This window comes from Pseudomonas sp. 05N431, from assembly GCF_056397005.1.
Genome location: NZ_JBFTMN010000004.1, coordinates 126,991 through 149,801 on the forward strand (window position 1 = coordinate 126,991; position 22,811 = coordinate 149,801).

Annotated in this window: 23 protein-coding genes; 8 read left to right on the forward strand and 15 right to left on the reverse strand. The window is 59.1% G+C overall.

Going from position 1 to position 22,811, the window contains the following annotated elements; genetic code table 11:
* Positions 1–42: 42 nt before the first annotated feature.
* The 8 genes from AC1DIG_RS08220 to AC1DIG_RS08255 form a co-directional block, all read right to left on the reverse strand.
* Entirely contained in the window at positions 43–783 is a 741-nt protein-coding gene (locus AC1DIG_RS08220) for a hypothetical protein (RefSeq protein ID WP_477766888.1), read from the reverse strand.
* A 33-nt stretch (positions 784–816) separates the two neighbouring features.
* The gene (locus tag AC1DIG_RS08225; RefSeq protein ID WP_477766889.1) at positions 817–1,497 is read right to left on the reverse strand and encodes a C39 family peptidase; all 681 of its coding nucleotides are present in this window, start codon (positions 1,495–1,497) and stop codon (positions 817–819) included.
* Between the two features lie 71 nt (positions 1,498–1,568).
* Entirely contained in the window at positions 1,569–2,792 is a 1,224-nt protein-coding gene (locus AC1DIG_RS08230; protein ID WP_477766890.1) for an autotransporter outer membrane beta-barrel domain-containing protein, read from the reverse strand.
* 53 nt (positions 2,793–2,845) lie between these two features.
* Positions 2,846–3,418, reverse strand: coding sequence for an adhesin (locus AC1DIG_RS08235; protein WP_477766891.1), 573 nt, complete (start codon positions 3,416–3,418; stop codon positions 2,846–2,848).
* Entirely contained in the window at positions 3,415–3,855 is a 441-nt protein-coding gene (locus AC1DIG_RS08240) for a hypothetical protein (RefSeq protein WP_477766892.1), read from the reverse strand. The genes AC1DIG_RS08235 and AC1DIG_RS08240 overlap by 4 nt, the downstream gene beginning before the upstream one ends.
* Positions 3,856–4,212: 357 nt before the next feature.
* On the reverse strand, positions 4,213–4,737 hold the full coding sequence (locus AC1DIG_RS08245; RefSeq protein WP_477766893.1) for an AAA family ATPase: 525 nt from the start codon (positions 4,735–4,737) through the stop codon (positions 4,213–4,215).
* Complete coding sequence (gene pnuC, locus AC1DIG_RS08250; protein WP_477766894.1) at positions 4,734–5,297, reverse strand: nicotinamide riboside transporter PnuC; 564 nt, start codon at positions 5,295–5,297, stop codon at positions 4,734–4,736. Before pnuC ends, AC1DIG_RS08245 begins: the two co-directional genes overlap by 4 nt.
* A gap of 217 nt (positions 5,298–5,514) precedes the next feature.
* The gene (locus tag AC1DIG_RS08255) at positions 5,515–7,149 is read right to left on the reverse strand and encodes a methyl-accepting chemotaxis protein (RefSeq protein ID WP_477766895.1); all 1,635 of its coding nucleotides are present in this window, start codon (positions 7,147–7,149) and stop codon (positions 5,515–5,517) included.
* Between the two features lie 298 nt (positions 7,150–7,447).
* Here AC1DIG_RS08255 and AC1DIG_RS08260 point away from each other — a divergent pair, with 298 nt between their 5' ends.
* Together AC1DIG_RS08260 and AC1DIG_RS08265 are read left to right on the forward strand one after the other, a co-directional pair.
* Positions 7,448–8,278, forward strand: a complete 831-nt coding sequence (locus tag AC1DIG_RS08260; protein WP_347926876.1) for an undecaprenyl-diphosphate phosphatase — start codon at positions 7,448–7,450, stop codon at positions 8,276–8,278.
* Positions 8,275–8,679, forward strand: a complete 405-nt coding sequence (locus AC1DIG_RS08265; RefSeq protein WP_477766896.1) for a DUF1294 domain-containing protein — start codon at positions 8,275–8,277, stop codon at positions 8,677–8,679. Before AC1DIG_RS08260 ends, AC1DIG_RS08265 begins: the two co-directional genes overlap by 4 nt.
* On the opposite strand, the gene AC1DIG_RS08270 is transcribed toward AC1DIG_RS08265, so the two are convergent.
* Both AC1DIG_RS08270 and AC1DIG_RS08275 read right to left on the reverse strand, forming a co-directional pair.
* Positions 8,676–9,020, reverse strand: coding sequence for an MmcQ/YjbR family DNA-binding protein (locus AC1DIG_RS08270; RefSeq protein ID WP_477767289.1), 345 nt, complete (start codon positions 9,018–9,020; stop codon positions 8,676–8,678). The two genes, AC1DIG_RS08265 and AC1DIG_RS08270, sit on opposite strands and share 4 nt — an antisense overlap.
* A gap of 11 nt (positions 9,021–9,031) precedes the next feature.
* Positions 9,032–9,940: a LysR substrate-binding domain-containing protein gene (locus AC1DIG_RS08275; RefSeq protein ID WP_477766897.1), complete on the reverse strand. Its 909-nt coding sequence runs from the start codon at positions 9,938–9,940 to the stop codon at positions 9,032–9,034.
* A gap of 128 nt (positions 9,941–10,068) precedes the next feature.
* Here AC1DIG_RS08275 and AC1DIG_RS08280 point away from each other — a divergent pair, with 128 nt between their 5' ends.
* Positions 10,069–10,680 carry an FMN-dependent NADH-azoreductase gene (locus tag AC1DIG_RS08280; RefSeq protein ID WP_477766898.1) on the forward strand — a complete coding sequence of 204 codons (612 nt, stop codon included), beginning with the start codon at positions 10,069–10,071 and terminating at the stop codon, positions 10,678–10,680.
* A 266-nt stretch (positions 10,681–10,946) separates the two neighbouring features.
* Complete coding sequence (locus AC1DIG_RS08285; RefSeq protein WP_477766899.1) at positions 10,947–11,993, forward strand: alpha/beta hydrolase family protein; 1,047 nt, start codon at positions 10,947–10,949, stop codon at positions 11,991–11,993.
* Positions 11,994–12,004: 11 nt separating this feature from the next.
* Here the strand turns inward: AC1DIG_RS08285 and AC1DIG_RS08290 are convergent, their stop codons facing one another.
* From AC1DIG_RS08290 to efeU, 5 genes are all read right to left on the reverse strand, one after another.
* Complete coding sequence (locus tag AC1DIG_RS08290) at positions 12,005–13,201, reverse strand: MFS transporter (RefSeq protein ID WP_477766900.1); 1,197 nt, start codon at positions 13,199–13,201, stop codon at positions 12,005–12,007.
* Positions 13,202–13,436: 235 nt separating this feature from the next.
* A complete protein-coding gene (gene efeO, locus AC1DIG_RS08295) occupies positions 13,437–14,261 on the reverse strand; it encodes an iron uptake system protein EfeO (RefSeq protein WP_477766901.1) in 825 nt (274 codons plus the stop codon).
* A gap of 34 nt (positions 14,262–14,295) precedes the next feature.
* On the reverse strand, positions 14,296–15,594 hold the full coding sequence (gene efeB / locus AC1DIG_RS08300; protein WP_477766902.1) for an iron uptake transporter deferrochelatase/peroxidase subunit: 1,299 nt from the start codon (positions 15,592–15,594) through the stop codon (positions 14,296–14,298).
* A gap of 17 nt (positions 15,595–15,611) precedes the next feature.
* Complete coding sequence (efeO, locus tag AC1DIG_RS08305; RefSeq protein WP_477766903.1) at positions 15,612–16,811, reverse strand: iron uptake system protein EfeO; 1,200 nt, start codon at positions 16,809–16,811, stop codon at positions 15,612–15,614.
* An 8-nt stretch (positions 16,812–16,819) separates the two neighbouring features.
* The gene (gene efeU, locus AC1DIG_RS08310; protein ID WP_477766904.1) at positions 16,820–17,671 is read right to left on the reverse strand and encodes an iron uptake transporter permease EfeU; all 852 of its coding nucleotides are present in this window, start codon (positions 17,669–17,671) and stop codon (positions 16,820–16,822) included.
* A gap of 164 nt (positions 17,672–17,835) precedes the next feature.
* On the opposite strand from efeU, the gene AC1DIG_RS08315 reads away from it, so the two are divergent.
* From AC1DIG_RS08315 to AC1DIG_RS08330, 4 genes are all read left to right on the forward strand, one after another.
* On the forward strand, positions 17,836–18,852 hold the full coding sequence (locus AC1DIG_RS08315) for an AraC family transcriptional regulator (RefSeq protein WP_477766905.1): 1,017 nt from the start codon (positions 17,836–17,838) through the stop codon (positions 18,850–18,852).
* Between the two features lie 249 nt (positions 18,853–19,101).
* The gene (locus tag AC1DIG_RS08320; protein ID WP_477766906.1) at positions 19,102–20,766 is read left to right on the forward strand and encodes an AMP-binding protein; all 1,665 of its coding nucleotides are present in this window, start codon (positions 19,102–19,104) and stop codon (positions 20,764–20,766) included.
* A 16-nt stretch (positions 20,767–20,782) separates the two neighbouring features.
* Positions 20,783–21,544, forward strand: coding sequence for an SDR family NAD(P)-dependent oxidoreductase (locus tag AC1DIG_RS08325; RefSeq protein WP_019690523.1), 762 nt, complete (start codon positions 20,783–20,785; stop codon positions 21,542–21,544).
* Between the two features lie 12 nt (positions 21,545–21,556).
* Entirely contained in the window at positions 21,557–22,750 is a 1,194-nt protein-coding gene (locus tag AC1DIG_RS08330) for an acetyl-CoA C-acyltransferase (RefSeq protein ID WP_477766907.1), read from the forward strand.
* The last annotated feature ends 61 nt before the right edge of the window (positions 22,751–22,811 follow it).

Genomic DNA, 22,811 nt, shown 5'->3' on the forward strand with positions numbered 1-22,811 from the left:
TTGTCGTCCCTTCTGACTACATTCGATGAGACTCAGCGTAGATCAGTATCCAAGAGTGCGTAGGCCTTTTAGTTGGTCCAGACTGCAGTCCAGCGCCCCGACGGTCGGCAGGTTATTGCGCAGGACAACATTGAGGGACGTCAGGTTGTTGACCTGGTTTCTTCCGCCGAGCAAGGTCGCATTCTGCATCAGGCCGCCCTGGGCAAGGCGTTGCACGGTACTGCCCTGATTGTTGTTGGCCTGGATGCTCAACTGCACGCCAGTGTTACTTGACGACATGCTGAAGGTCCCGGCACCGTTGGACGCAGACAGGGTCGTGCCGGCGGCCAATGGCTGGCCCTGGGTATCCATTTGTGGTGCCTGGTTGGCTTCTTTGACGTTGATGTCGACATTGTTGTAAGCGCTATTGTAGTCACCGGCGGCGCGCACGACCTGGGTTACACCCTGGGAGGTGCTGAGGCCGCCACCGCCACTGACATTGCCGGAACCCTGGGAAACCGGCGAACCATCACCTTTCTTGTCGATCATCGATACATAGAACTGTGGCTTGATGGTCGATTCCTGAATCTGCATCGAGGAGGTTGCCCCGATCACTTCACCGCTGGCATTTTGCCAAGTGCTGGTCATGACAATCCCGAAACTGATGATCCGGCCCGGCATGACATACCGGCCGCGAAGGGTCGCCAACTCCTGATCCTTGAGTTCAATCGGTTTGAACGTGAGTGCTTGTGTTGGCAGGCTGGCGGCCAGGCAAACGACGGCCAGCCAGTATGGAGTCTTCATTGGATACTCCCGGAGCTTCGTGCTCCCTTGTCATTAGAAAAAGTCGCTCTGGATGAATCCGAAATCCATCAATTCTGTGTCCGGCACCGGGCTGAAGGTGTTGATGCGGTTCTTGGCGGTCAGTGGCAAAGGTGGTTCGCGCAAGATGTTGGTCTTGTCGTAGCCTTGACCTATGACGGCGAAGATGATGCCGTTCCAGCCTTTGACAAAGTCGTCGAACTTGAAGCGTTTGTGACCGAGTACCGGATCACCGATATACACCCAGTCTTTCTCCGCTTTTTGCATGACCACGAAGTGCTTGTAGCCACGGATGTCCATGAGCACGATCACCGGAATGGCGACGCTGGTCAGACCTTCCGGCGTTACCCGGTAACCACGGGCTCGCATGCCGATACTTTCCACGTAACGCTTCATGTCGAGCATGGAGAAGCCCTGGACGCGGACCAGATTCTGGTCGGAGTGAGCCAGCATGCCTTCGATGATTTGTGCCTCGGTTACGTCCAGCCAATAGGCCTGGCGCAATATGGTCGCCAGGGAAGCTGCACCGCAACTGAAGTCGGTTTTCTGTTGGACCAGGTCGGCAAATTTGCGCTCACGCATGCTCTGGACCGGTTTGAAAACGACCGCTCCGCCTGGCAAGACGGAAAGCGGCATTTGTCCCGCTTCGCTCAGACCAGCCAGAAAAACCAGGAACGCCAGGGCGAAAATGCGCATGATCGTAAGCCTTCCGTGCGAGAGTGAAAAAAAGCCCCCCGAAGGGGGCTCTCCAGACTCTGGAGCTAGGTTTACAGGCAGGTTCTGCAACCGGATGCAATGGACAGCGAGTTGCTTTGTTGGTTGCCAGCACCGGCAGCCACGTTGACGCCCAGGTTGCCGCTGCCACCATTCACCGAACCGTTCAGGTTGGCAGTGTTGGTCACAGGGTTTGCCCAGCCAGTTGGGGTCAGCACTTGCCAGGACACGGTGTGGCTCAAGTCAAAGGAGCTGGACTCGCTGAAGCTTTGCGACTTATCTTTAGATTCGCGGCCAGATGCGTCGAACGATGTGCTGCCCGATGCGTCGCGCGATACGCTGCTCGATGCGCTGTGCGATTTGCTGTTCGATTTGTCGATCGATGCGTTGAGCGATGCGTCGATATCCGCGTCGAAATTCGCACTGCTGCTGCTGTGACGGCGACCCTCATTCCTGCTAGCGCTAAGATCCACGTCCACGTTCACGTCCAGGTTAGCTTTCACAGCAGCGTGAGAAGCAGAGGCGCTGGCAGATTTCGAAGCAGATTTCGCATCAAAGTCTGAAGTAAAGGCCGTAGCAAGGTGCTTGCTAAAGTCCGAAGCAGACTGCGATTTGGATGCCTCTTTGAAAGACTCATGACCGCTGGATGTGACGGTACGCGACAGAGTATCCAGGCGGTACGTCCGGTCGGCCCCGTTTTCCACCCTCAGGCCTGGGCCTGATTGATCGGCACTCGCGGTTGCAGTAGCGTGCTTGCCGCCAGACACAGCGATCGCCATGGTGTTTTTCTGTTGGTTAAGGTCGCCAGCAGCCATGTTGATACCCATGTTGCCGCTGCCGCCGTTGGCCGAACCACTCATATTGGCGCTGTTGTTGGTGGAGTAGTTGTCGACATAGTTGTTGTTTTGGGTTTGCGTTACCTTGGCGTTTGCCACCACAGACCCGAAGACAAACGAGCCATCGCCGCTGGCAATGGCCGCAGCGTTGTCTTGTTGGTTACCGTCGCCTGCTGCAACGTTGACACCGACGTTACCGGAGGCGCCCGTGGCCGAGTTGGTCATGTTGGCAGTGTTTTTAGTCCCTTCATTGCTGATGTAGTTATTAGTGCTGGTTTGTTTATCCATAGCGTTGGCAGTGGCGCCAGCATTGGTGGTGTCTTTTGGATTTACATGATGACGATGATGATGCTCGTCATCACGCTGGCCAGCTTGTACAGCAATAGCCATTACCGCAGCGATTGCGAAAACCAGAGGCTTGAGTGCCATTGAGGGTTTCATGCTGATTCTCCGTACTTTATTTTTAGGTTAAGTGTTGTTTTTTACCTTTTGGGTCAATCCGCGACCCGTACGCTCAGGGTGTTGGCCGTTCGGTTTCCCACCCCGGCGCTCTGATTCAACTGGATCACCCCACGGCTACCGGTGAAGGCCTGGTCGCTGATAGCGACCTGGCGATGGCCACGAGTAGGATCCGTTGAATCGGAGCTGTTGAGCAGCGCCACGTTCTGTTGCTTGAGGACGCTGTCGTCGATACTTTGCGGCGTAGCACTGATGCTTATCCGCAGGGCGTTGGCTTGCTGGTTGCCGGTGCCCGAACTCTGGTTGACCCCCAGTACGCCATTGCCGTTACTGAAGGCGTTGCCTTTAATGGCTGATTGAGCATCGATCCTGGGATCGACCTGAGTACGCAACCGTTGGCGAATCTGCGTGGTGGCGCTGGCGTTGGTGTCAATGGCGATGGCTCGGGCGTTGGCCTGTTGTTGCTGATCGCCGGCTGCCTGGTTGACCGAGAAGTTGCCCTGGTATTGGCTGCCGGAGTTGTCGATGGTGGCCGTATCGATGACAGGCGGTTGGGCAAAGGTCGGTGCACTGCAAAACATGGCCAGAATCAGCAGAGTGCGATTCATTTCATTGTCCCCCCGATAACATTCAGACTGCCCAGGCCTTGCTGGATGGTGCCGTCGATCCTGTTGGCAATGCCGTTGCCGGAGCCCGCGGAATGTCCTGCGGACAAGCCGGGCAGCTGTGACTGACCGTTGATGTGGTCGCTCAGCGTGCCGGTGGCTTGAGTGATCGTGCCGGCGATGCTTGCACCGCTGCTGATGCCGGAAATGTCACTGTCCGACAGTTCGTTGGTTGCACTGATGACTTGCCTGGACGGGTTGGCATTGACGGTCAGGGGGTTAGGGTCGGGAACCATGGGGCGGCGAGTCGCGTTACGCGTTTGGACTTCCCGCTGGATGACGATGATCCCATCGGCGGCCGGGACAGGCAGACTGATGACAGAGCTGAACGCACATCCGATCAGCAGGAGGCGGATAAAGCCTTTATCGATTGTCTCCACGTCGGCACTCCCTCTTCTTTTTTGCGCTGGCTCTGGTCAGCGTTGTGAAGGAGAGAGCAGAAGCTGTGCCGCTTTTTATTTATTGATTGAATTCAATACGTTATGGGGTAGGGCAGGCAGGGGGATGTTTGAGCTGTATCAACCGTGAGACAGTGCCCGCCATCGCGAGCCGGCCCCATCGGTCGAAAAGCTCTAAATCAAGTGTTTGCGGGCGAGTGTACCAATGACTTAACAGTCAGCATGACAAGAGGATGAAGGCCGTTGATAGGGCTGTTGCGCTGCACTGGAGTGTTTCAGGAATGGACACATGGCCCAAAAAGCGGTGGGAAACCGGGGACGTTCCGAGCGGAGGTAACTTCACGGCGTGAGCAATTGCTCCACAGCAGCAAAGGCCTGACGACGGCGCTCAACCCAGTCGCCATTGATGACTTGTAGTCGTTGCTCGTGTTGTTCCAGCCAGGCTTTTGTTGCGTTGAAGAACGCCAGGCGCTGGTTCAGATCCGGTTGGCAGCGTTGGCCGTCATCCGTCCAGTCCACCACTTCAGGGGAAAGCAACAAGTGCAAGTCATACTGCCTCGCCAGCAGCGCGTCCTCGATCCACGCGGGGCATTCGCCAAACAGGGTTTGGCTCCACAGTATGTTGCTCAGCAGGTGCGTGTCGAGAATCAGCAGCGCGGGGCGCTGGGCCCGGGCACTGTCTTCCCAGGTCATTTGGCCACGGGCAATTTCCGGGATATCGGCAAGGCAGGTATCACGAGGGTTCTGTTCGATGAAGTAACGTACGTATTCGCCCACCAGCAACCCACCAAAGTGGCGTTGAAGTTCTGCCGATAACCAGCTTTTGCCACTGGACTCAGGGCCGGTGAGTACCAGGACCTTCATGCGCGTAACGCCGGATCGGCCTGCCATTCGCGCCAGCCTTGTACGGCGATCAGCGTAAACAGGCCGTAGAGCGCAGCCGTCAGGTACAAGCCCTTGTAGGTAAACAGCCCGACGAAAATCACATCGACGGCAATCCACAGCGGCCAGCACTGCAGGCGTTTTTGCGCCATCCACAGTTGCGCCACCAGACTGAAGCCGGTCAATGCTGCGTCCAGCCAGGGCTGCGCGGCGTCGGTCCAGTGAGCCATGGCCGCGCCCAGCAGCAAGCTGCCGACGGCACCGACGGCCAACCCCGCCCACATCGAGCGGCCATCCAGTTGCGTGACTTGCCGTCCATGTTGCGCTTCGCCGGCGCGAGTCCACTGCCACCAGCCATAGAGCTGCAAGCCAGCGTAAATCACCTGCAGCAGCATGTCCGAATACAGCTTCACCTCGAAGAAGATCCAGCTATAGAGCAGCACCATGACCAGTCCGATCGGCCAGCACCAGGGGTTCTGTTTGACCGTCAACCAGACGGCAATCACGCCGAGTGCGGCGGCAAACAGTTCAAGCCCGGACATGAAGGATCCTTGGTGAAGTTGAAAAGGGCGCCGATTGTAACGCAGGTGGGGATTGTGGCGAGGGGGGCTTGCCCGAAGCCGGTCAGTTAAGCCGCGGACCCTGTGGGAGCGTGGCTTGCCCGCGAAGCGAACACCGCRRTTTTTCAGGCATTGCGCGTTATCGTTCTTCGCGGGCAAGCCCGCTCCCACATGGGCAGTGTTTCACCGCAAGGTGTGTCTACACCCGAAACTGCTTGAGCAGGCCATTCAACTGCTCACTGAGCTCTTTCAAATGCACACTTGCGACGCTCGATTGCTCAGCGGCCAAGGCCGTGCTGTGGGACAAGCCCGCGGCCTGGGTGACGTTCTGGTTGATGTCCTCGACCACATGCGCCTGTTGCAGGGTTGCGCTGGCAATCGAGGCGTTCAGGCCGTTGAGATTATTCAGCGCCTGGCCGATCGCGTTCAGGCTGGCACCCGCCAACCCGGCCTGTTCAATGGTCAGCTGCGAGGCGCGGCTGCTGTCGCCGATCACTTTGACTGCCGCCTCGGAATGGCTCTGCAAGCGCTCGATCATTGACTGGATTTCAGCCGTGGACTTTTGTGTGCGCTGTGCCAGCAGCCGGACTTCATCGGCCACCACGGCGAAGCCCCGTCCTTGCTCACCGGCGCGGGCGGCTTCAATGGCCGCGTTGAGCGCCAGCAGATTGGTCTGTTCGGCGATCGAGCGGATCACCTCGAGTACGCTGCCGATCTGTGTGCTTTCGGTGGCCAGGGTGCGGATAACCTCAACGGCTTGATCGATGGTGCTGGACAGCTGATCGATCTGCTGCAAGCTCCCATCGATGTTCACTTGCCCCTGTTGTGCCTGCGCTTGCGCGTCGCGCATTTCGCTGGCGGCGTGTTCGGCATTCCTGGCCACGTCCTGCACGCCATAGGTCACTTCATTGATGGCAGTCGCCACCAGTTCCATTTGTTGTGACTGTTGCTGGCTGCGTGCCTGGGCTTGGGCCGCATCATTGCCCAAGTCGCTGGATGACTGCCCCAAGGCACTGGCGGACAGTTGCAACTGGCTGATGACCCGCCGCAGTTTTGCCGTGAACGCGTTGAAATGCTGCGCTAACTCAGTCACTTCGTCCTGGCCGTGGGTATCAAGGCTACGGGTCAGATCGCTTTCACCGCTGGCGATATTGGCCATGGCGTGCACGGTTTCCTGGAGTGGGCGCACGATACTGCGCGCAATCAGGATCACCAGCAGCGCCATCAGCACGGCAATCGCGAGCCCGACAAGCGATGTCTGCCACATCTGTGCGTAGAACTCGGCCTGCATGTCATCGATGTACACACCCGAACCAATGACCCAGCCCCAGGGTTCGAAGAGTTTCACATAGGAGGTTTTCTGGACCGGTGTACTGGCGCCCGGTTTTGGCCAGCGATAGTCAACCATGCCGGCGCCCTTGGCCTTGGCGATGACCACCATCTCGTTGAACAACGCGAAGCCGTCCGGATCCTTGATCGCGGAAAGATTCTGGCCTTCAAGTTTCGGATTGGTCGGGTGCATGACCATCACGGGTGTCAGGTCGTTGATCCAGAAGTAGTCGTTCTGGTCGTAGCGCAACCCGCGTACCACGCTCAATGCCTGTTTCTGCGCGGCTTCGCGGGTCAGGGTGCCGGCGGTTTCCAGGTCGTGGTAGTAGGCCAGAATGCCGCTGGCCGTCTGCACCACGTGCTGGGTTTTCTGTGCCTTGGCTTGATAGAGGTCATCGTGGATCTGCTTGAGCATCAACACACCCAACGTCAACAGCATCAGCACAGCCACAATCAGGATGAGCCACAGACGACGGCTGATCGACACACTGCGCAAGCTATTCATAACCTTGTTACTCCGGTTTTTGTTCTTGTTCTGTCATAAACGACCGCCAGCATTGAGGCACGCTTTTGCCGCTGGGCCTATCCGACTCAAGTCCAATTACGACGCAGCGTTATTCAGGCATGTCTGATAGGATTTCGGCCGCGTCAGCAAAAACCTGAAGTTGCGCGGATTTTTCAGCGGATTTTTACGGCTTCGCGTGGGGATCGTGCGTGTTGTCATTCGGTGACGCTGATCGCAGTGGACGCGTAAATTTTATGAACGAGGCATGCTTTGGAGGCATCGCTTCATTGGGGGATTAATGGATTTTTGGACCGCCGTTCAGGCTTTGATTCTTGGCGTTGTAGAAGGACTGACAGAGTTTTTGCCCATTTCCAGTACCGGGCACCAGATTATCGTCGCGGATTTGCTCAACTTCGGTGGCGAGCGCGAGAAGGCATTCAACATCATCATCCAGCTCGGCGCGATCCTGGCCGTGGTCTGGGAGTTTCGCCGCAAGATACTCGACGTGGTCACCGGGTTGCCAACGCAGCGCAACGCTCAGCGGTTTACCGTTAACCTGTTGATCGCTTTCATGCCGGCTGTGGTGCTGGGTGTGATCTTCGCCAATATGATCCACAAATACCTGTTCAACCCGATCACCGTGGCGACGGCGCTGGTAGTGGGCGGGGTCATCATGTTGTGGGCTGAACGTCGCGAGCACAGCGTGCACGCCGAAACTGTCGACGAGATCACCTGGAAAGATGCCCTGAAAGTCGGTTTTGCCCAGTGTCTGGCGATGATTCCCGGCACTTCGCGCTCCGGTTCGACGATCATCGGCGGCTTGTTGTTTGGCTTGTCGCGCAAAACCGCCACCGAGTTCTCGTTCTTCCTGGCCATGCCGACCATGGTCGGTGCCGCGGTGTACTCCGGCTACAAGTATCGCGACCTGTTTCAGGCCGCTGACCTCCCGGTGTTCGCCATCGGCTTCGTCACTGCGTTTATTTTCGCGATGATCGCGGTCAAGGGCTTGCTCAAGTTCATCGCCAGCCACAGCTACGCTGCGTTTGCCTGGTACCGGATCGTGTTCGGCTTGTTGATCCTGGCGACCTGGCAGTTCGGTTGGGTCGACTGGGCAGCGGCTACATCATGATTGAGCCACGCAATGGGCGCGGGATTCAACACCCGCGCCTCAAAGGCCTGGTGTTCCTGGCGCTGTGCGCCTTGCCGGCATTTGGCTCGATGCTTCTCTGGTGGCGCGGGATTTCGCTGATTCCGCTCGTGGCCTATGCGATTGTCAGCCTGCTGGCGTTCTACTTGTACTGGAGCGACAAGCGCAAGGCCCGGGTCGATAGCTGGCGTACACCGGAAAACGTGCTGCACGCAATCGAACTGGCCGGTGGCTGGCCGGGCGCTTTGCTCGCCCAGCAGGTGTTTCGGCACAAGACTCGCAAAGTGTCTTATCAACTGGTGTTCTGGATCATCGTGCTGTTGCACGAGGTGTTCTGGATCGACCAGTTGTTTCTTGGCGCCGGCCTCTTCAGGCTCTTCTAAATCAATAACCCGACCTGTACGCGCTTGGGCAGCTTGCTCACCACCAGTTGGTGAGAGCGTTGCAGCAAGCCTTGCAGCTCATCGGCGCCAAGTGGGTAGGGCGTTTGCATGATGATCCACTGCGCCCTTGCCAGATAGGGCGCAGGCGCGATACCGGGGCGGTCGACATGCCCCAGAAACAGCTCTTTGTCGACCTTGAACGCTAATGACTCACCCCGCAGGTTTTGCAGGGCAAACATCTTGTTTCCGGCCACTGAAAACACCCGCACGCCACCCCATTTGTAATCTTCTTGCGCGCCGGGCAGTGCCAGGCAGAAACGTGCCACGTCTTCTTCAGTCATCGGTTTGGCCGTCATAACAATCGATCCCCACAGGCTTTGAATGATTCGGTCAAATGGTCGATCCAGGCGCGCACCGCCGGCAGTAAACCGCGCCGATGAGGGTAGACCGCCAGCAGCCAACCGCCAGGCAGCGACCACTCGGGCAAGAGTTGCACCAGCGAGCCGTTTTCCAGTTCCTCTTCGCAGTACATCATCGGCAGCAGGGTGAAGCCAAGACCCGCCAGCGTGCAGGCTTTGCGTACGATGAAATCATCGATCCCGAGCCGTGCTTCCAGCGTCAGGTCGCAGGTTGTGCCCTGAGCATCGAGCATGCGCACATGCACCATGCGATCAGCCTCCAGGGCGCCGAGCACCGGAACCTGCTTCAGGTCTTCCGGGTTGTTGATCGGGTGATCGCGTAGAAAGGCCGGGCTGGCGATCATCACCATTTGCGCCTGACGCAGGCGCCGGGTGACCAGCAACGGGTCTTCATCTCCCAGATCACGCACTCTCAAGGCGACATCGATGCCTTCGGTCACCAGATCGACCCGGCGGTTGAGCAATTGCATTTCCAATTGAACTTGAGGGAAGCGTTCCAGAAACGAGCTGATGACCGATGGCAAAAACTCATGAGCCAGCCCAACGGGGCAGGAAACCCGCAATCGCCCTCGGGGTTCGCTGGACATACTGGCGACGGCCTCGTCAGCCATCTCTGCCTCCAGCAGCATTGCCTGGCAATGGCGCAAATAACGCTCGCCGACAGCGGTCAGCTTGAGCTGGCGGGTGGTGCGCTGGAGGAGGCGGGCCCCCAGACGCTCTTCAAGTTCGGCAATACGCCGCGACAACCGCGACTTGGGAATGCCCAATACGCGCCCGGCAGCGGCGAAACCGCCGGCTTCGACCACTTTGGCGAAGTAGTAAAGGTCATTGAGGTCTTGCATGGCGCTACTCAACTGTCCTATCAGTGGGACAAACTATCGCATAACTGCTAACTAATCAGCTATTGGTTTCGCCTGTAGGATTATCCCCACTAGATCGCCCGGTGGCGATCCTCACTTGGAGATCCCACATGAAACTCTTGCACATTGATTCGAGCATCCTTGGCGATAACTCTGCTTCCCGTCAGTTGAGCCACAGTGTCGTCCAGGCCTGGAAAGCCGCCGAGCCTGCTGCCGTGGTGACCTACCGCGACCTGGCCAGCGATGCCATCAGCCATTTCTCTGCCGCGACGCTGGTTGCTGCCGGTACTACTGCCGAATTGCGTAACGCCGCACAACAGCATGAAGCCGAGCTGAGTGCTTCGACCCTGGCCGAATTCCTCGCTGCCGATGCCGTCGTGATCGCAGCACCGATGTACAACTTTACTATCCCGACTCAGCTCAAGGCCTGGATCGACCGCATTGCCGTTGCCGGCCAGACTTTCCGCTACACCGAAGCCGGCCCTGAAGGCCTGTGCGGTAACAAGAAAGTCGTCGTGGTATCGACTTCTGGCGGTATGCACCTGGGGCAGGCGACTGGCGTAGGTCACGAAGAGTACTTGAAAGTCATGCTGGGCTTCATGGGCATCACCGATATCGAGTTCGTCCGCGCCCATGGCCTGGCTTATGGTGACGACGTTCGCAACAAAGCCATGAGCGACGCTCAGGCGCAAATCAGCGAGCAATTGTTCGCTGCCGCGTAAGGCTTGCGTAAAGAGTCAAAAAGCTCAGGCAATACCCACTAGACTCTGTATTCTGATCGTCGTAAAACGATCAGGGTACGGAGTCTTTTTGTATCTGTTTCAAAAACGCTGTCGTTTCAGGTGTTGGCCCAGGTTATGCAGTCTCGGGTTATCGGCCCCGTTCTGCGTAGACCTTGAAAAAAGTGGCAAACACCGACACAAGGCTCTAAGTCCAAGGGATTGGCGGAAAACGGGTATTCCAATCGGGTAACAAGGTGGGGCATCCCATGATGCGTCTTTGTGCAATGTTACTGATTTGCCTGCTCAGCAGCCTGAATTCAGTGCAAGCCGCGCCTGCGCCGCACCCTCATTGGAGCGTTGGCTACCATGAGCTGACGTTTCTCGATCCGCTGGATTCACAGCCCATGCGGGCCATCGCCTTTTACCCGTCGACCGGTATCGAGCATTCAAGCAAGCTCGAGGGTTATCAAGTCCAGGCGACCGAAGACGCAAGAGTCGCAATTGGCCGCTTTCCGATGTTGATGCTGTCTCACGGCAACATCGGTACTCCACTGGCATTGCATGACCTTGCCACATCGCTGGCACGCAAAGGCTTTGTGGTGGTGGCGGTGATTCATCCCGGCGACAACTCCAAGGACCACAGCCGCCTTGGTACGTTAAGCAACCTTTATGGCCGGCCGATCCAGATTTCCGAAGCCATCACCGCCACCCTGGCCGACCCGATGCTGTCGCCGTTCGTCAATCCCGACGAGGTCGGGGTGATCGGCTACTCGGCCGGTGGCGAAACGGCGTTGATTCTTTCGGGCGCCACACCGGACCTGAATCGTTTACGCCGTTACTGCAAAGAACGCCCTGACGACGGGGACGCCTGCAGCACCAACGGTGAACTGATTGTCGACCGCGAAGACTTGCAGCCAGTCGCTGACCCGCGGGTTCATGCGCTGTTACTGATGGCGCCATTGAGCCTGAAGTTCGGCCGCCATACCCTGGCCGGTGTGCATGTGCCGGTGCTGCTCTATAGCGGCGATGGCGACAAACTGGTCGCCCTCGATAAAAACGCCGCGGCGCTCGCTCGCAAGCTGCCTGTTGCTCCGGATTTCAAACTGCTGGCCGGGGCCGGGCATTTCGTGTTCATGGCACCGTGTACCCAGGAGCAACTCGCGGCGATGCCGGCCTTGTGCACCGATGCTGACGGCGTTGACCGCGAGGACATTCACCGCAACCTGATCTCCGAAGCCGGGCGCTTCTTTGCCCAAACCCTGAGCAAACCGAGCGGGGCGGGGATGCAGACGGCTGACCAGACGTTGCCGTAGACGCCAGGGGCTTACGAGGGGCTGAGTGCTGAGCGACGTTTCAGCAGCAAAGTCAGCCCCAGTCCGGTGATCGACAACAGCGCCGCGCAGAAGAAAATCCACGAGTACCCCAGGTTCAGCGCCACCGCGCCCATCAATGGCCCGGCAATCGCCAGCGCCAGGTCGAAAAACACCGCATAGGCACTCAAGCCGGCACCACGGCTGCTGCTTGGTACTTGCTTGATGGCTTCGACACCCAATGCCGGATAAACCAGTGACAGACCGAACCCGGTCAGCCCCGCACCAATCAACGCCACCGCCGTTGAAGGCGCCAACCAGAGCAGGCCCAGCCCCAGGGTTTCGATGCTCATGCAGGCGATGGCCGAGTTGAACCCGCCAAAGCGGTTGATGCTGGAGATAAACAGCAGGCGCGAGAGGATGAAACAGATGCCAAAAACCGTCAGGCACCAGGCCGCACCGGTCCAGCCGCGACTGATATAGAACAGGGTAATAAAGGTGGTGAGCGTACCGTAGCCAATCGAAGCCAGACTCAGGCTGGCGCCAAAGGGTGCGACGCGCCCGAACACCGCCCAAAACGGCAACCGCTCACCGCGAATGACCGGCACCGAGGGCTTGTTGCGAATCAGCAGCAGCGCCGCCAGCGCGAGCACCGAGAGTGCAATCCCAAGGCTCACGAAACCCAACTGACTGACCATCACCACACCCAGTGGCGCACCAATCGCAATCGCGCCATATGAGGCAATGCCGTTCCAGGAAATCGAGCGGGCGGTGTGTTCGGCACCGACCTGGCCCATGCACCAGCTGATGGTACCGACGCCAATCAAGCCTTGGGCGATCCCCAGCAACAAGCGACCGCCGATCAGAATCATCAGGCTCAGCAACGGCAGGCTTTGCAACAAGGTCGACAGCAACGTCAGCACGCCACTGAGCACGATCCCCAGCAACCCGTACACAATCGCCCGTTTGGTGCCGATGTTGTCAGACATACGGCCTGCCATGGGCCGGCTGAGCAGGGTGGCAAGGTACTGCGAGCCGATGGTCAGGCCGGCAATGACGGCGCTGAAACCCAGTTGCTCATGGACATAGCCTGGCAACACCGCAATCGGCAGACCGATGCAGAGGAACGCGACGAAGGTATAAAAAACGATGGAGACGATCTGCAGGGTGATCGCCATGGAGCTGGTGGGAGGCGTTTGTTGCGCAGACATGAGGGCTCGTTCGCGGGCGGGCGGTTAGAGAGCTGCATCATGGCGCGGGTCTGAAATAAAAGGAAGCAGGCTAACGGTTGTTTTCGGGGGATGGGTGCCTGTAAGGCCGCCATCGCGAGCAAGCTCGCTCCCACATGGGTTCTATGTTGATCACAACAGTGTGGTCAGACACAGATCCAGTGTGGGAGCGAGCTTGCTCGCGATGGCGTCAGTTCAGGCAACGTTGAAACAACGCTTAGTTCAGACCCAACTTGCCACGCAGGGTCGACAGGTCTTCAGCCAGGGTGTTGACCGGGCCGACCAGCGCCTTGCGGTCGTTTTCCTTGACCTTGTCGTAGGTCTCGAAACCGCCGCCAGCGGTTTTGTACTTGGCCAGAATCGTGTTCACGCTGGCGAAGTTCTTGTCGACTTTGGCGACGAAGGCCTTGTCCTGTTTCTCGAGCTGCGGACGGAACAGGTCGACGATTTTCTTCGCGCCGTCGATGTTGCCCTGGAAGTCATACAGGTCGGTGTGGCTGTAGCGGTCTTCTTCACCGGAGATCTTGGTCGCAGCGACTTCTTCGAGCAATGTAGCAGCACCACCCACGACTTTTTCCGGAGGGAAGGTCAGGCCGGCAACGCGGGTTTGCAGGTCCTTGACGTTGTTGTTCAGACCATCGGCCAGGTCACCAAGGCCCTCGGTGGTTTTCTCGGAGAACAGGCTGTATTCGATGCGGTGGAAACCGGTGAAGTCTTCAGCCTTGACGCCTTTTTCGTGGTCGTTGACGCGCGAGTCGATGGACGCATCGAGGTCACTGAACAGCTCGGCAATCGGCTCGATCGACTCGTAGTAAACACGGGTCGGTGCATAGAGTTTTTGAGCGGTAGCCAGGTCACCTTTCTTCACCGCGTCGGTGAACTGCTGGGTGTGGCTGGCAAACCCGTCGAGCTGCTCGGTGACGTAGATTTTGTAATCCGAGATCGGCCCCACCAGATCCAGCGGCGCTGTGACGGCGAAAGCTGACAGTGGAGCGTGGAGCAGGCCAAGGGCAACCAGCAAAGCGAGAGGCGACTTTTTCATGGGACTTTTCCGTGAGTTTGTTGTGTTTAGGGGGTTAAGCCGTGGTTTTCGGTTGAGTGGAGTCAAGCAATGAGCGACCGATGAAATCCTTGTCGCCGGTTACGCCTGGCAAGGTGAAGAAGTAGCCGCCGCCGATGGGCTTGAGGTATTCCTCCAGCGGCTCGCCGTTGAGTCGGGTTTGCACGGTGATGAAACCGTTGTGCAGGTCAGCCTGATAGCAGATGAACAGCAAGCCCATTTCCAGCTGACCGTTTTTGCTCACGCCGTTGGAATAATTGAACGGCCGACGCAGGATCAGGTTCGCCTGGGTCGCGGCAGTGCGCGGGTTGGCCAGACGGATGTGCGCGTCCATTTTGGTCAGCTTGCCGTGAGGGTCCTTGGCATAGTCGGGCACCTGGCTTTCATGGCTCCCACCGATGGGCGCGCCGGTACTTTTGACCCGACCGAGAATGCTTTCCTGTTCTTGCAGCGGCGTGCGGTCCCAACGCTCGACAAGGTTGCGGATAATCCGCACCGCCTGATAGCTGCCATTGGCCGCCCAGGCCGGCTCATCGCTGCCCGGTTGCACCCAGACAATCTGCTCCATGGCTTTCTTGTCGTTGGAATCGGGGTTGGCCGAACCGTCACGAAAACCGAGGAAGTTGCGCGCACTCTGCGCAGGTGTTCCAGGCTTGGCCGGCGCTTGCGGCGGAACGCTGCCTTCCTGTTTCCAGCGCACCAGCAGCAGGTCCGGCAGGTTCTTCACGATGTCGCGCAAGGCGTGAATATTGGTGTCTGCGGTGTTGGCGCAGAACTGCAGACTCAGGTCGCCATGGCAGAGCTCCGGTTGCAGTGCATCGTTGGGGAAGCCGACCATGCGGATCAATCGCTTGGGCTTGGCGCTGGCCAGGCCGAAGCGTTCGTCGAACAGCGATTCACCCACCGAAACGGTGATGGTCAGGTTGTCGGGTGTCACCACCGGGCCAAGAATTCCCGAGTCCACGGGTGGGAACTTCGGGTCGACCTGAGCCACCGGGCCACCGGTCATCAGGAACGCAATGCGTTGGTTCAGCGTGCGAAACAGCCGTTCGAGGTCTTCGCGGTCGGTGGCCAATACGTCGAACGACACCAGCATGCCGCACGCCGGGCGCGGCGTGACGATGCCGGTCTGGTGCTGGCCGTGGAAGTCATGGCGATCCTGGGTTTTGTCGCTGTTCGGTGCTTCAGTGACTTGCGCCGGGCTGGCGGCCATGGCCGGACAGCTCAACGTGCTGCCCGCCAACGCGACACCGGCGGCGCCCATGCCCAGCAGTACGCGGCGACGCTGGGCATTGATCTGATCTAAATCGTTCATCTGGATTTTTCTTCTGCTTATAGGCCGGAGAGGCCAAGGGCGGGATCGATTCCATCGAGTGCATCGGCCAGAACCTTGGCCTTGTCGGCGAGTTGTGCGCGTTGATCGGCGCCGACGCTGTCGTAACTGCTGTAACCGTCTTTCACCTGCAAGCCATTGAGTTCGGCATCGAGAGCGTTGGTAGCCGTGTCCAATCGGGTCAGTAACGCGGCGGCAGGCTTGGTCAGTAACGGACGCAACAGATCGACCACTTTGCGGGTGACGTCCAGGTTGGCGGCGAAACCATTAAGGTCGATGTGGCTGTAACGTTCTTCTTCACCGCTGCTGGCGCGTACATCGGCCATGTTGCGGAGATTGCGGGCGACGATGCTCACCAGTTGTTCTGGCGGCAGCGATTGGGCCAGCAGTTGCTGCTTGAGCTGCGTGACGTCGGCGACCAGACGCTGGGCGATCGGCGCCAGACCGTCGATGTTTCGTTGTTGAAACAGCGCGTACTCGAGACGGTGGAAGCCGATGAAGTCCGGATCCTGTTCGCGCTTTTCAAAGTAATCGGCGCGAGCGTTGATGACCTTGTCCAGCTCCGCCATCCGTTGAGCCGCTGGCGCGATACGTTGATAGGCCACGCGGGCCGGCACGTAGAGTGCCTGGGCCTGACCCAGGTCACCGGCGTCGATGGCCTGTTGCAACGCGGTGACAGCGTTGATCAGTGCGGTGCCCTGACTGCTCAGGTAAACCCGAAACTCCGACAAAGGACCGATAAACGCCACCATCGACGGACGTGCCTTGGCCGCTGCATCGGATGCGGCGGTGGGCGTGACGTGCAGCGTGCCGCGCGGATTGCTGAGCAAGCCGCAGGTAATCGCGTAGTCTCCAGGCAACAAGTTGGCGGTGACCACCTGACTCAGGCCGGGTGCGATGTTTTCCCGTTCAACAAGCACCAGAACACCGTCGAGGACTTCCCATTCAACGGCGCGATCCGAGCGGTTGACGATGCGAAAACTGCTGTGGCCCGCCGGGACGCTTAGAGCATTTGGCTCGCAGCTGTGCGGATTAATCGTGACGGTGATCTCGTCATGATTGGTCTGGCGCTTGGCCGCGGCCATTTGCGACGCGTAATAGAACAACCCGCCAGCGGCGATCATCACGATCACCGAACCGGCCACCGCCCAGCGCAAGGCGCGGGGAGGCGAGGTCTGAAGAGGGGCCTGGTTTGACATGAATGCCCTTAATGGCTGGAAACAGAAGAGGGTGGCGTGGTGGCCGGTTTGGCCGGCGCGCTGCCCGGAAGGAAGAACATCACCAGCGCGACCAGCAGATAAATCAGGTAAGCGCCGAGAGTGCTGACGGTTGGCGCATCCTGATAACCGAACATGCCGGCCAGCACCGAACCCAACGGGCCATCCATCGGCAGGGTTGCGCTGAAATCGAACAAAACGGTTTGCAGGTGATTCCACAGCCCGGCTTCATGCAGTGCGCGCACCGAGCTTGCGAGAATTCCAGCCGCCACCATCAGAATGAACAGCCCGGTCCAGCGGAAGAACGCGGCCAGGTTCAGGCGCATGCTGCCGCTGTAGATGAGGAAACCGATGACAATCGACAGCGCCAGGCCGAGCAGGGCGCCGACAGGCGCTCCCGGACCTTCGCTCTGCTGGAATACCGCGAGCAGGAAGAACACGGTTTCAAGGCTTTCCCGGGCGACGGCGAAGAACACCATGGCAATCAGTGCAGTGATCTGGTGTTTGGAACCGGCCATCGCGTGATCGAGGGAAACGTGCAGCGAGTGCTTGATCGAGCGCGCCACTTTGCGCATCCAGAACACCATGGAGCTCAGAATGCCGACCGCCAGCAGGCCGATCACGCCTTCGAAGAGTTCCTGTTGTTTTTGCGGGAATTCAGCGCTGACTAACTCCAGGCCACCGCCCACCAGCAGAGCCAGCGCGACGGCGAGGAAAACCCCGATCCACATGGCGGGCATCCATTGGCCGCGTCCGGTTTGCTTGAGATAACTGGCAATGATGCCGACGATTAACGCCGCTTCAACGCCTTCGCGCAGCATGATTAGAAAGGGAACCAGCATTCAGCACCGCGTCATCTGTAGAGTGGAAGCTAATTTGTAACATAATGATACTCATTACTAAATAGAGGTGATTGTCATTTACCTGAACGGCAGCTGAACGAGTCAAAATATCGATGTCTGCGCTAAGATGGCCGACAAACAAAAAACAGGGTTCACCACGTTCAATGTCGGAAAAAGACACCATCTCCATTCATCTGGTGCGCGAAGCACTGCTGCAAAGCTGCGAGTCGAGTGCGGTCAGCATTGAAGTCTTGCTCAAGGTCGGGATTGAACCGCGCTTGCTCAGCGTGGCTGATGCGCGTGTTCCAGCCACGGCCTATGCGCGGCTGTGGCGACTGCTGGCGCGGCGCATGGACGATGAGTTCTTTGGCATGGACCCGCGCCGGTTGAAATCCGGCAGTCTGGAGTTTCTCTGCCGTTGCGCCATGGCCCAGCCGACGCTGGCAGCGGGATTGACGGCCGGGTTGGGGTTTCTGTCGTTGATGCTGGAGCGCATGCCCGCGCAGCTGGTTCATCAGCAAAGCCTGGCGGAAATCGTCCTGCTCGAAGACGACCAGGATCCGCGTCGCGCCTTCACTTACTTCACCTACTGGATGATCGTCCATGGCGTTGCCTGCTGGCTGGCGGGGCGACGGATACCGATTCTGGCCATCGAACTGCGCTGCGCGGAACCGGACTTCTGCGATGACTATAAGGTGATGTTCTCCGAGAACCTGCGCTTCGACCGACCGCGCACCCGGATGATCTTCTCGGCTGATTGCCTGGATCTGCCGATCAAGCGCAGCAGCGACGAGCTCAAGCGCTTTCTGGCCCATGCGCCGGCCAATATCCTGGTCAAGTATCGCGACCCGCAAAGCCTCGCCAGCCGGATCAAACACGATTTGCGGCAACTGCCTGCCGAACAGTGGCCGGAAACCGACAGCCTGGCGCAGCGCTTGTGTATGTCTGCTTCGACGCTGCGTCGACGCCTGGCGGAAGAAGGGCAGACCTATCAGGGGTTGAAGGACAGCGTGCGCAAGGAACTGGCGATTGTCTGGCTGGCCGAACCTTCGATCAGCTTCGCCGAGATCGCCACGCGGCTCGGGTTTGCCGATGCCAGCTCGTTCTACAAGGCATTTCGCAAATGGTCGGGGTCCAATCCCGGGCATTATCGCAGTTTGATTCTCAACGAAGCCCATTGATCCAGACCCAGCGTTGATACGGCCGGCCTCATCGCGAGCAAGCTCGCTCCCACAGGGGAACGCGTTCAAAATGTGGGAGCGAGCTTGCTCGCGATGACGTCCGCCCAGGCGCCACATCTCTTGAACCTTGGCCAAACCAGTCACGCAACTTGAAAGCTTTGACCATTGTCCCGCGCCGCCCGCGGAGCGAGTATTTCCTGGATTTTTACGGTTCCCCCAACCTAATAAAAATACAGAGGGATTCTGGCAATGCGCGATTACCTGTCTGCGACTTCACAGTTCAACTATCAGCACACCGTCGATGCTGCGCTCAGCGGCTCGTTGACCGCACTCAACGCCTGCGTTGAATGCTGCGACCGTCATGCGATACCCGGGCGCATTGCCTTGTTCTGGGAGGGCCGCGACGGTGCCAGCGCCACGTTCACCTTCAGCGACCTGCAGGACAAAGCCGCGCGCTTTGCCAATTTCCTTCTGGCTCAAGGCGTGAAGAAGGGCGACAAGGTCGCAGGTCTGTTGCCGCGCAATGTCGAATTGCTGATTGTGGTGTTCGCCACCTGGCGCATCGGCGCGGTCTACCAGCCGCTGTTTACCGCCTTCGGCCCGAAAGCCATCGAACACCGCCTCAACAGTTCCGGCGCCGCGGTGGTGGTGACCGACGCGGTTAATCGCCCAAAGCTCAATGACGTTGCCGACTGCCCGATCATCGTCACCGTCGGCGGCCAGAAAGGTCAGGGCATCGTCCGCGGCGATTTCAGTTTCTGGGCTGAACTGCCCAATTATTCCGCTCAATGCGAACCCGTGCTGCTGAACGGCGAAGACCCGTTCCTGCTGATGTTCACCTCGGGCACCACCGGCCCATCGAAAGCCCTGTCGGTGCCGCTCAAGGCGATCGTCGCGTTCCAGAGCTACACCCGCGACGCGGTGGACCTGCGCCCTGAAGATGCGTTCTGGAACGTCGCCGATCCGGGCTGGGCTTACGGCATCTACTTTGGTGTGACCGGACCGTTGTCCATGGGCCATCCGATCACCTTTTACGATGGTCCGTTCACCCTCGAAAGCACCTGCCGGGTGATCAACAAATACGGCATCACCAATCTCACCGGTTCACCGACGGCGTACCGTTTGCTGATCGCTGGCGGGGATGAGTTCGCCCGTTCGATCAAAGGCAAACTGCGGATTGTCAGCAGCGCCGGCGAACCGTTGAACCCGGAAGTGATCCGCTGGTTCGCCGACAACCTCGGCGTGGTGATCCACGACCATTACGGCCAGACCGAACTCGGCATGGTGCTGTGCAACCACCATGGCCTTGAACATCCGGTTCATGTCGGTGCTGCAGGGTTTGCCTCGCCTGGCCACCGGATCGTGGTGCTGGATGAAGCCTATAACGAATTGTCGGTCGGTCAGCCGGGGATCCTCGCCATCGACCGCACACAGTCGCCGATGTGCTGGTTCGCCGGTTACGAAGGCGCACTGACCAAGGCCTTCGTCGGCAACTATTACCTGAGTGGCGATACCGTCGAACTGAACCCGGACGGTAGCATCAGCTTCGTCGGCCGTAGCGATGATGTGATCACCACCTCCGGCTACCGGGTCGGCCCGTTCGACGTGGAGAGTGCGTTGATCGAACACCCGGCAGTCGTCGAGGCGGCCGTGATCGGCAAGCCGGATCCGGAGCGCACCGAGCTGGTGAAAGCCTTCGTCGTGCTCAGCGCGCAGTACCGTGCATCCCCCGAGCTTGTCGAAGAGCTGCGTCAGCATGTGCGCAAGCGATTGGCGGCGCACTCATACCCGCGTGAAATCGAATTTGTCAGCGAATTGCCGAAAACCCCAAGCGGCAAATTGCAGCGCTTTATCTTGCGCAACCAGGAAATCGCCAAGGCTCAAGAGGCCACGGCGAAGAACGTTTCAGCTTGAATCCAAGGAAACAATGATGCAGATCGAAAACAAGGTTTTTCTCGTCACCGGCGGTGCGTCGGGCCTGGGCGCGGCCACCGCTGAAATGCTGGTGGGCGCCGGTGCCAAAGTGATGCTGGTGGACTTGAACGCTGAAGCTGTCGCCGCTCAGGCAAAACGGCTCGGCGCGCATTGCGTCGTGGCCGACATCAGCCAGGAAGCAGCGGCAGAAGCGGCGGTACAGGCAGCGGTTGCAGCGTTTGGCGGCCTGCACGGGCTGGTCAACTGTGCCGGTGTGGTCCGTGGCGAGAAAATCCTCGGCAAGAACGGCCCGCACGCGCTGGCCAGCTTCAGCCAGGTGATCAACGTCAACCTGATCGGCAGCTTCAACATGCTGCGCCTGGCGGCTGCGGCGATTGCCGAAACCGAAGCCAATGAAGACGGCGAGCGCGGGGTGATCATCAATACCGCCTCGGTGGCGGCTTTCGACGGCCAGATCGGCCAGGCTGCTTACGCCGCCTCCAAAGGCGCGATCGCCAGCCTGACGTTGCCCGCCGCCCGTGAGCTGGCGCGCTTCGGTATCCGGGTGATGACCATTGCCCCAGGCATCTTCGAAACGCCGATGATGGCCGGCATGACCCAGGAGGTGCGCGACTCCCTGGCCGCTGGTGTACCGTTCCCGCCACGCCTTGGCAAACCGGTTGAGTACGCCGCGCTGGTCAGGCATATCATAGAAAACAGCATGCTCAACGGCGAGGTGATCCGTCTCGACGGTGCCTTGCGTATGGCCGCCAAATAAGGAGTATTTGTCATGACTATGTCCCACGATCCGATCGTTATCGTCAGCGCCGTCCGCACCCCAATGGGCGGTTTTCAAGGTGAACTGAAAAGCCTCACCGCGCCACAACTGGGCGCCGCTGCGATCCGCGCTGCCGTCGAACGCGCCGGTGTGGCTGCCGACGCAGTAGAAGAAGTGCTGTTTGGTTGCGTGCTGTCTGCCGGCCTCGGTCAGGCTCCGGCGCGGCAAGCTGCGTTGGGCGCAGGATTGGACAAGTCGACCCGTTGCACCACCCTGAACAAAATGTGCGGCTCGGGCATGGAAGCCGCCATCCTGGCCCACGACATGCTGCTGGCCGGCAGTGCCGACGTGGTAGTTGCTGGCGGGATGGAAAGCATGTCCAACGCACCTTACTTGTTGGACCGCGCTCGTAGCGGCTACCGCATGGGCCACGGCAAAGTGCTTGACCACATGTTCCTCGACGGTCTGGAAGATGCCTACGACAAGGGCCGCCTGATGGGCACCTTCGCCGAGGACTGCGCCGAGGCCAACGGCTTCACGCGTGAAGCGCAAGACGAGTTCGCAATCGCTTCGACCACCCGCGCGCAACAGGCGATCAAGGACGGTAGCTTCAACGCCGAAATCGTCCCGTTGCAGGTCATGGTCGGTAAAGAGCAGAAACTCATCACCGATGACGAACAACCACCGAAAGCCAAACTGGACAAGATCGCCAGCCTGAAACCGGCGTTCCGTGACGGCGGCACCGTGACGGCGGCCAACTCCAGTTCGATTTCCGACGGCGCGGCGGCGTTGCTGCTGATGCGGCGTTCAGAAGCTGAAAAACGCGGCCTGAAACCGCTGGCGGTGATCCACGGTCACGCAGCTTTCGCTGATACGCCAGGTCTGTTCCCGGTGGCACCGGTGGGCGCGATCAAGAAACTGCTGAAGAAAACCGGTTGGTCGCTGGATGACGTCGAGTTGTTCGAAGTCAACGAAGCCTTCGCAGTGGTCAGCCTGGTGACCATGACCAAGCTGGAAATCCCCCACAACAAGGTCAACGTTCACGGCGGCGCCTGTGCGCTGGGCCACCCGATCGGTGCCTCGGGTGCGCGGATTCTGGTGACCTTGCTTTCGGCTTTGCGCCAGAAAGGCCTGAAACGCGGTGTCGCAGCGATTTGCATCGGCGGCGGTGAAGCCACGGCCATGGCCGTTGAATGCCTGTACTAAGGCCCACGCCAATCCCTGTGGGAGCGAGCTTGCTCGCGATAGCGGTGTGTCATTCAGCAGG

Bases quoted from the DNA above. Each gene is read 5' to 3' on its own strand.
- AC1DIG_RS08220 (WP_477766888.1), bottom strand. From the start codon at position 783: ATGAAGACTCCATACTGGCTGGCCGTCGTTTGCCTGGCCGCCAGCCTG.
- AC1DIG_RS08225 (WP_477766889.1), bottom strand. From the start codon at position 1,497: ATGCGCATTTTCGCCCTGGCGTTCCTGGTTTTTCTGGCTGGTCTGAGC.
- AC1DIG_RS08230 (WP_477766890.1), bottom strand. From the start codon at position 2,792: ATGAAACCCTCAATGGCACTCAAGCCTCTGGTTTTCGCAATCGCTGCG.
- AC1DIG_RS08235 (WP_477766891.1), bottom strand. From the start codon at position 3,418: ATGAATCGCACTCTGCTGATTCTGGCCATGTTTTGCAGTGCACCGACC.
- AC1DIG_RS08245 (WP_477766893.1), bottom strand. From the start codon at position 4,737: ATGAAGGTCCTGGTACTCACCGGCCCTGAGTCCAGTGGCAAAAGCTGG.
- pnuC (WP_477766894.1), bottom strand. From the start codon at position 5,297: ATGTCCGGGCTTGAACTGTTTGCCGCCGCACTCGGCGTGATTGCCGTC.
- AC1DIG_RS08255 (WP_477766895.1), bottom strand. From the start codon at position 7,149: ATGAATAGCTTGCGCAGTGTGTCGATCAGCCGTCGTCTGTGGCTCATC.
- AC1DIG_RS08260 (WP_347926876.1), top strand. From the start codon at position 7,448: ATGGATTTTTGGACCGCCGTTCAGGCTTTGATTCTTGGCGTTGTAGAA.
- AC1DIG_RS08265 (WP_477766896.1), top strand. From the start codon at position 8,275: ATGATTGAGCCACGCAATGGGCGCGGGATTCAACACCCGCGCCTCAAA.
- AC1DIG_RS08270 (WP_477767289.1), bottom strand. From the start codon at position 9,020: ATGACTGAAGAAGACGTGGCACGTTTCTGCCTGGCACTGCCCGGCGCG.
- AC1DIG_RS08275 (WP_477766897.1), bottom strand. From the start codon at position 9,940: ATGCAAGACCTCAATGACCTTTACTACTTCGCCAAAGTGGTCGAAGCC.
- AC1DIG_RS08280 (WP_477766898.1), top strand. From the start codon at position 10,069: ATGAAACTCTTGCACATTGATTCGAGCATCCTTGGCGATAACTCTGCT.
- AC1DIG_RS08285 (WP_477766899.1), top strand. From the start codon at position 10,947: ATGATGCGTCTTTGTGCAATGTTACTGATTTGCCTGCTCAGCAGCCTG.
- AC1DIG_RS08290 (WP_477766900.1), bottom strand. From the start codon at position 13,201: ATGTCTGCGCAACAAACGCCTCCCACCAGCTCCATGGCGATCACCCTG.
- efeO (WP_477766901.1), bottom strand. From the start codon at position 14,261: ATGAAAAAGTCGCCTCTCGCTTTGCTGGTTGCCCTTGGCCTGCTCCAC.
- efeB (WP_477766902.1), bottom strand. From the start codon at position 15,594: ATGAACGATTTAGATCAGATCAATGCCCAGCGTCGCCGCGTACTGCTG.
- efeO (WP_477766903.1), bottom strand. From the start codon at position 16,811: ATGTCAAACCAGGCCCCTCTTCAGACCTCGCCTCCCCGCGCCTTGCGC.
- efeU (WP_477766904.1), bottom strand. From the start codon at position 17,671: ATGCTGGTTCCCTTTCTAATCATGCTGCGCGAAGGCGTTGAAGCGGCG.
- AC1DIG_RS08315 (WP_477766905.1), top strand. From the start codon at position 17,836: ATGTCGGAAAAAGACACCATCTCCATTCATCTGGTGCGCGAAGCACTG.
- AC1DIG_RS08320 (WP_477766906.1), top strand. From the start codon at position 19,102: ATGCGCGATTACCTGTCTGCGACTTCACAGTTCAACTATCAGCACACC.
- AC1DIG_RS08325 (WP_019690523.1), top strand. From the start codon at position 20,783: ATGCAGATCGAAAACAAGGTTTTTCTCGTCACCGGCGGTGCGTCGGGC.
- AC1DIG_RS08330 (WP_477766907.1), top strand. From the start codon at position 21,557: ATGACTATGTCCCACGATCCGATCGTTATCGTCAGCGCCGTCCGCACC.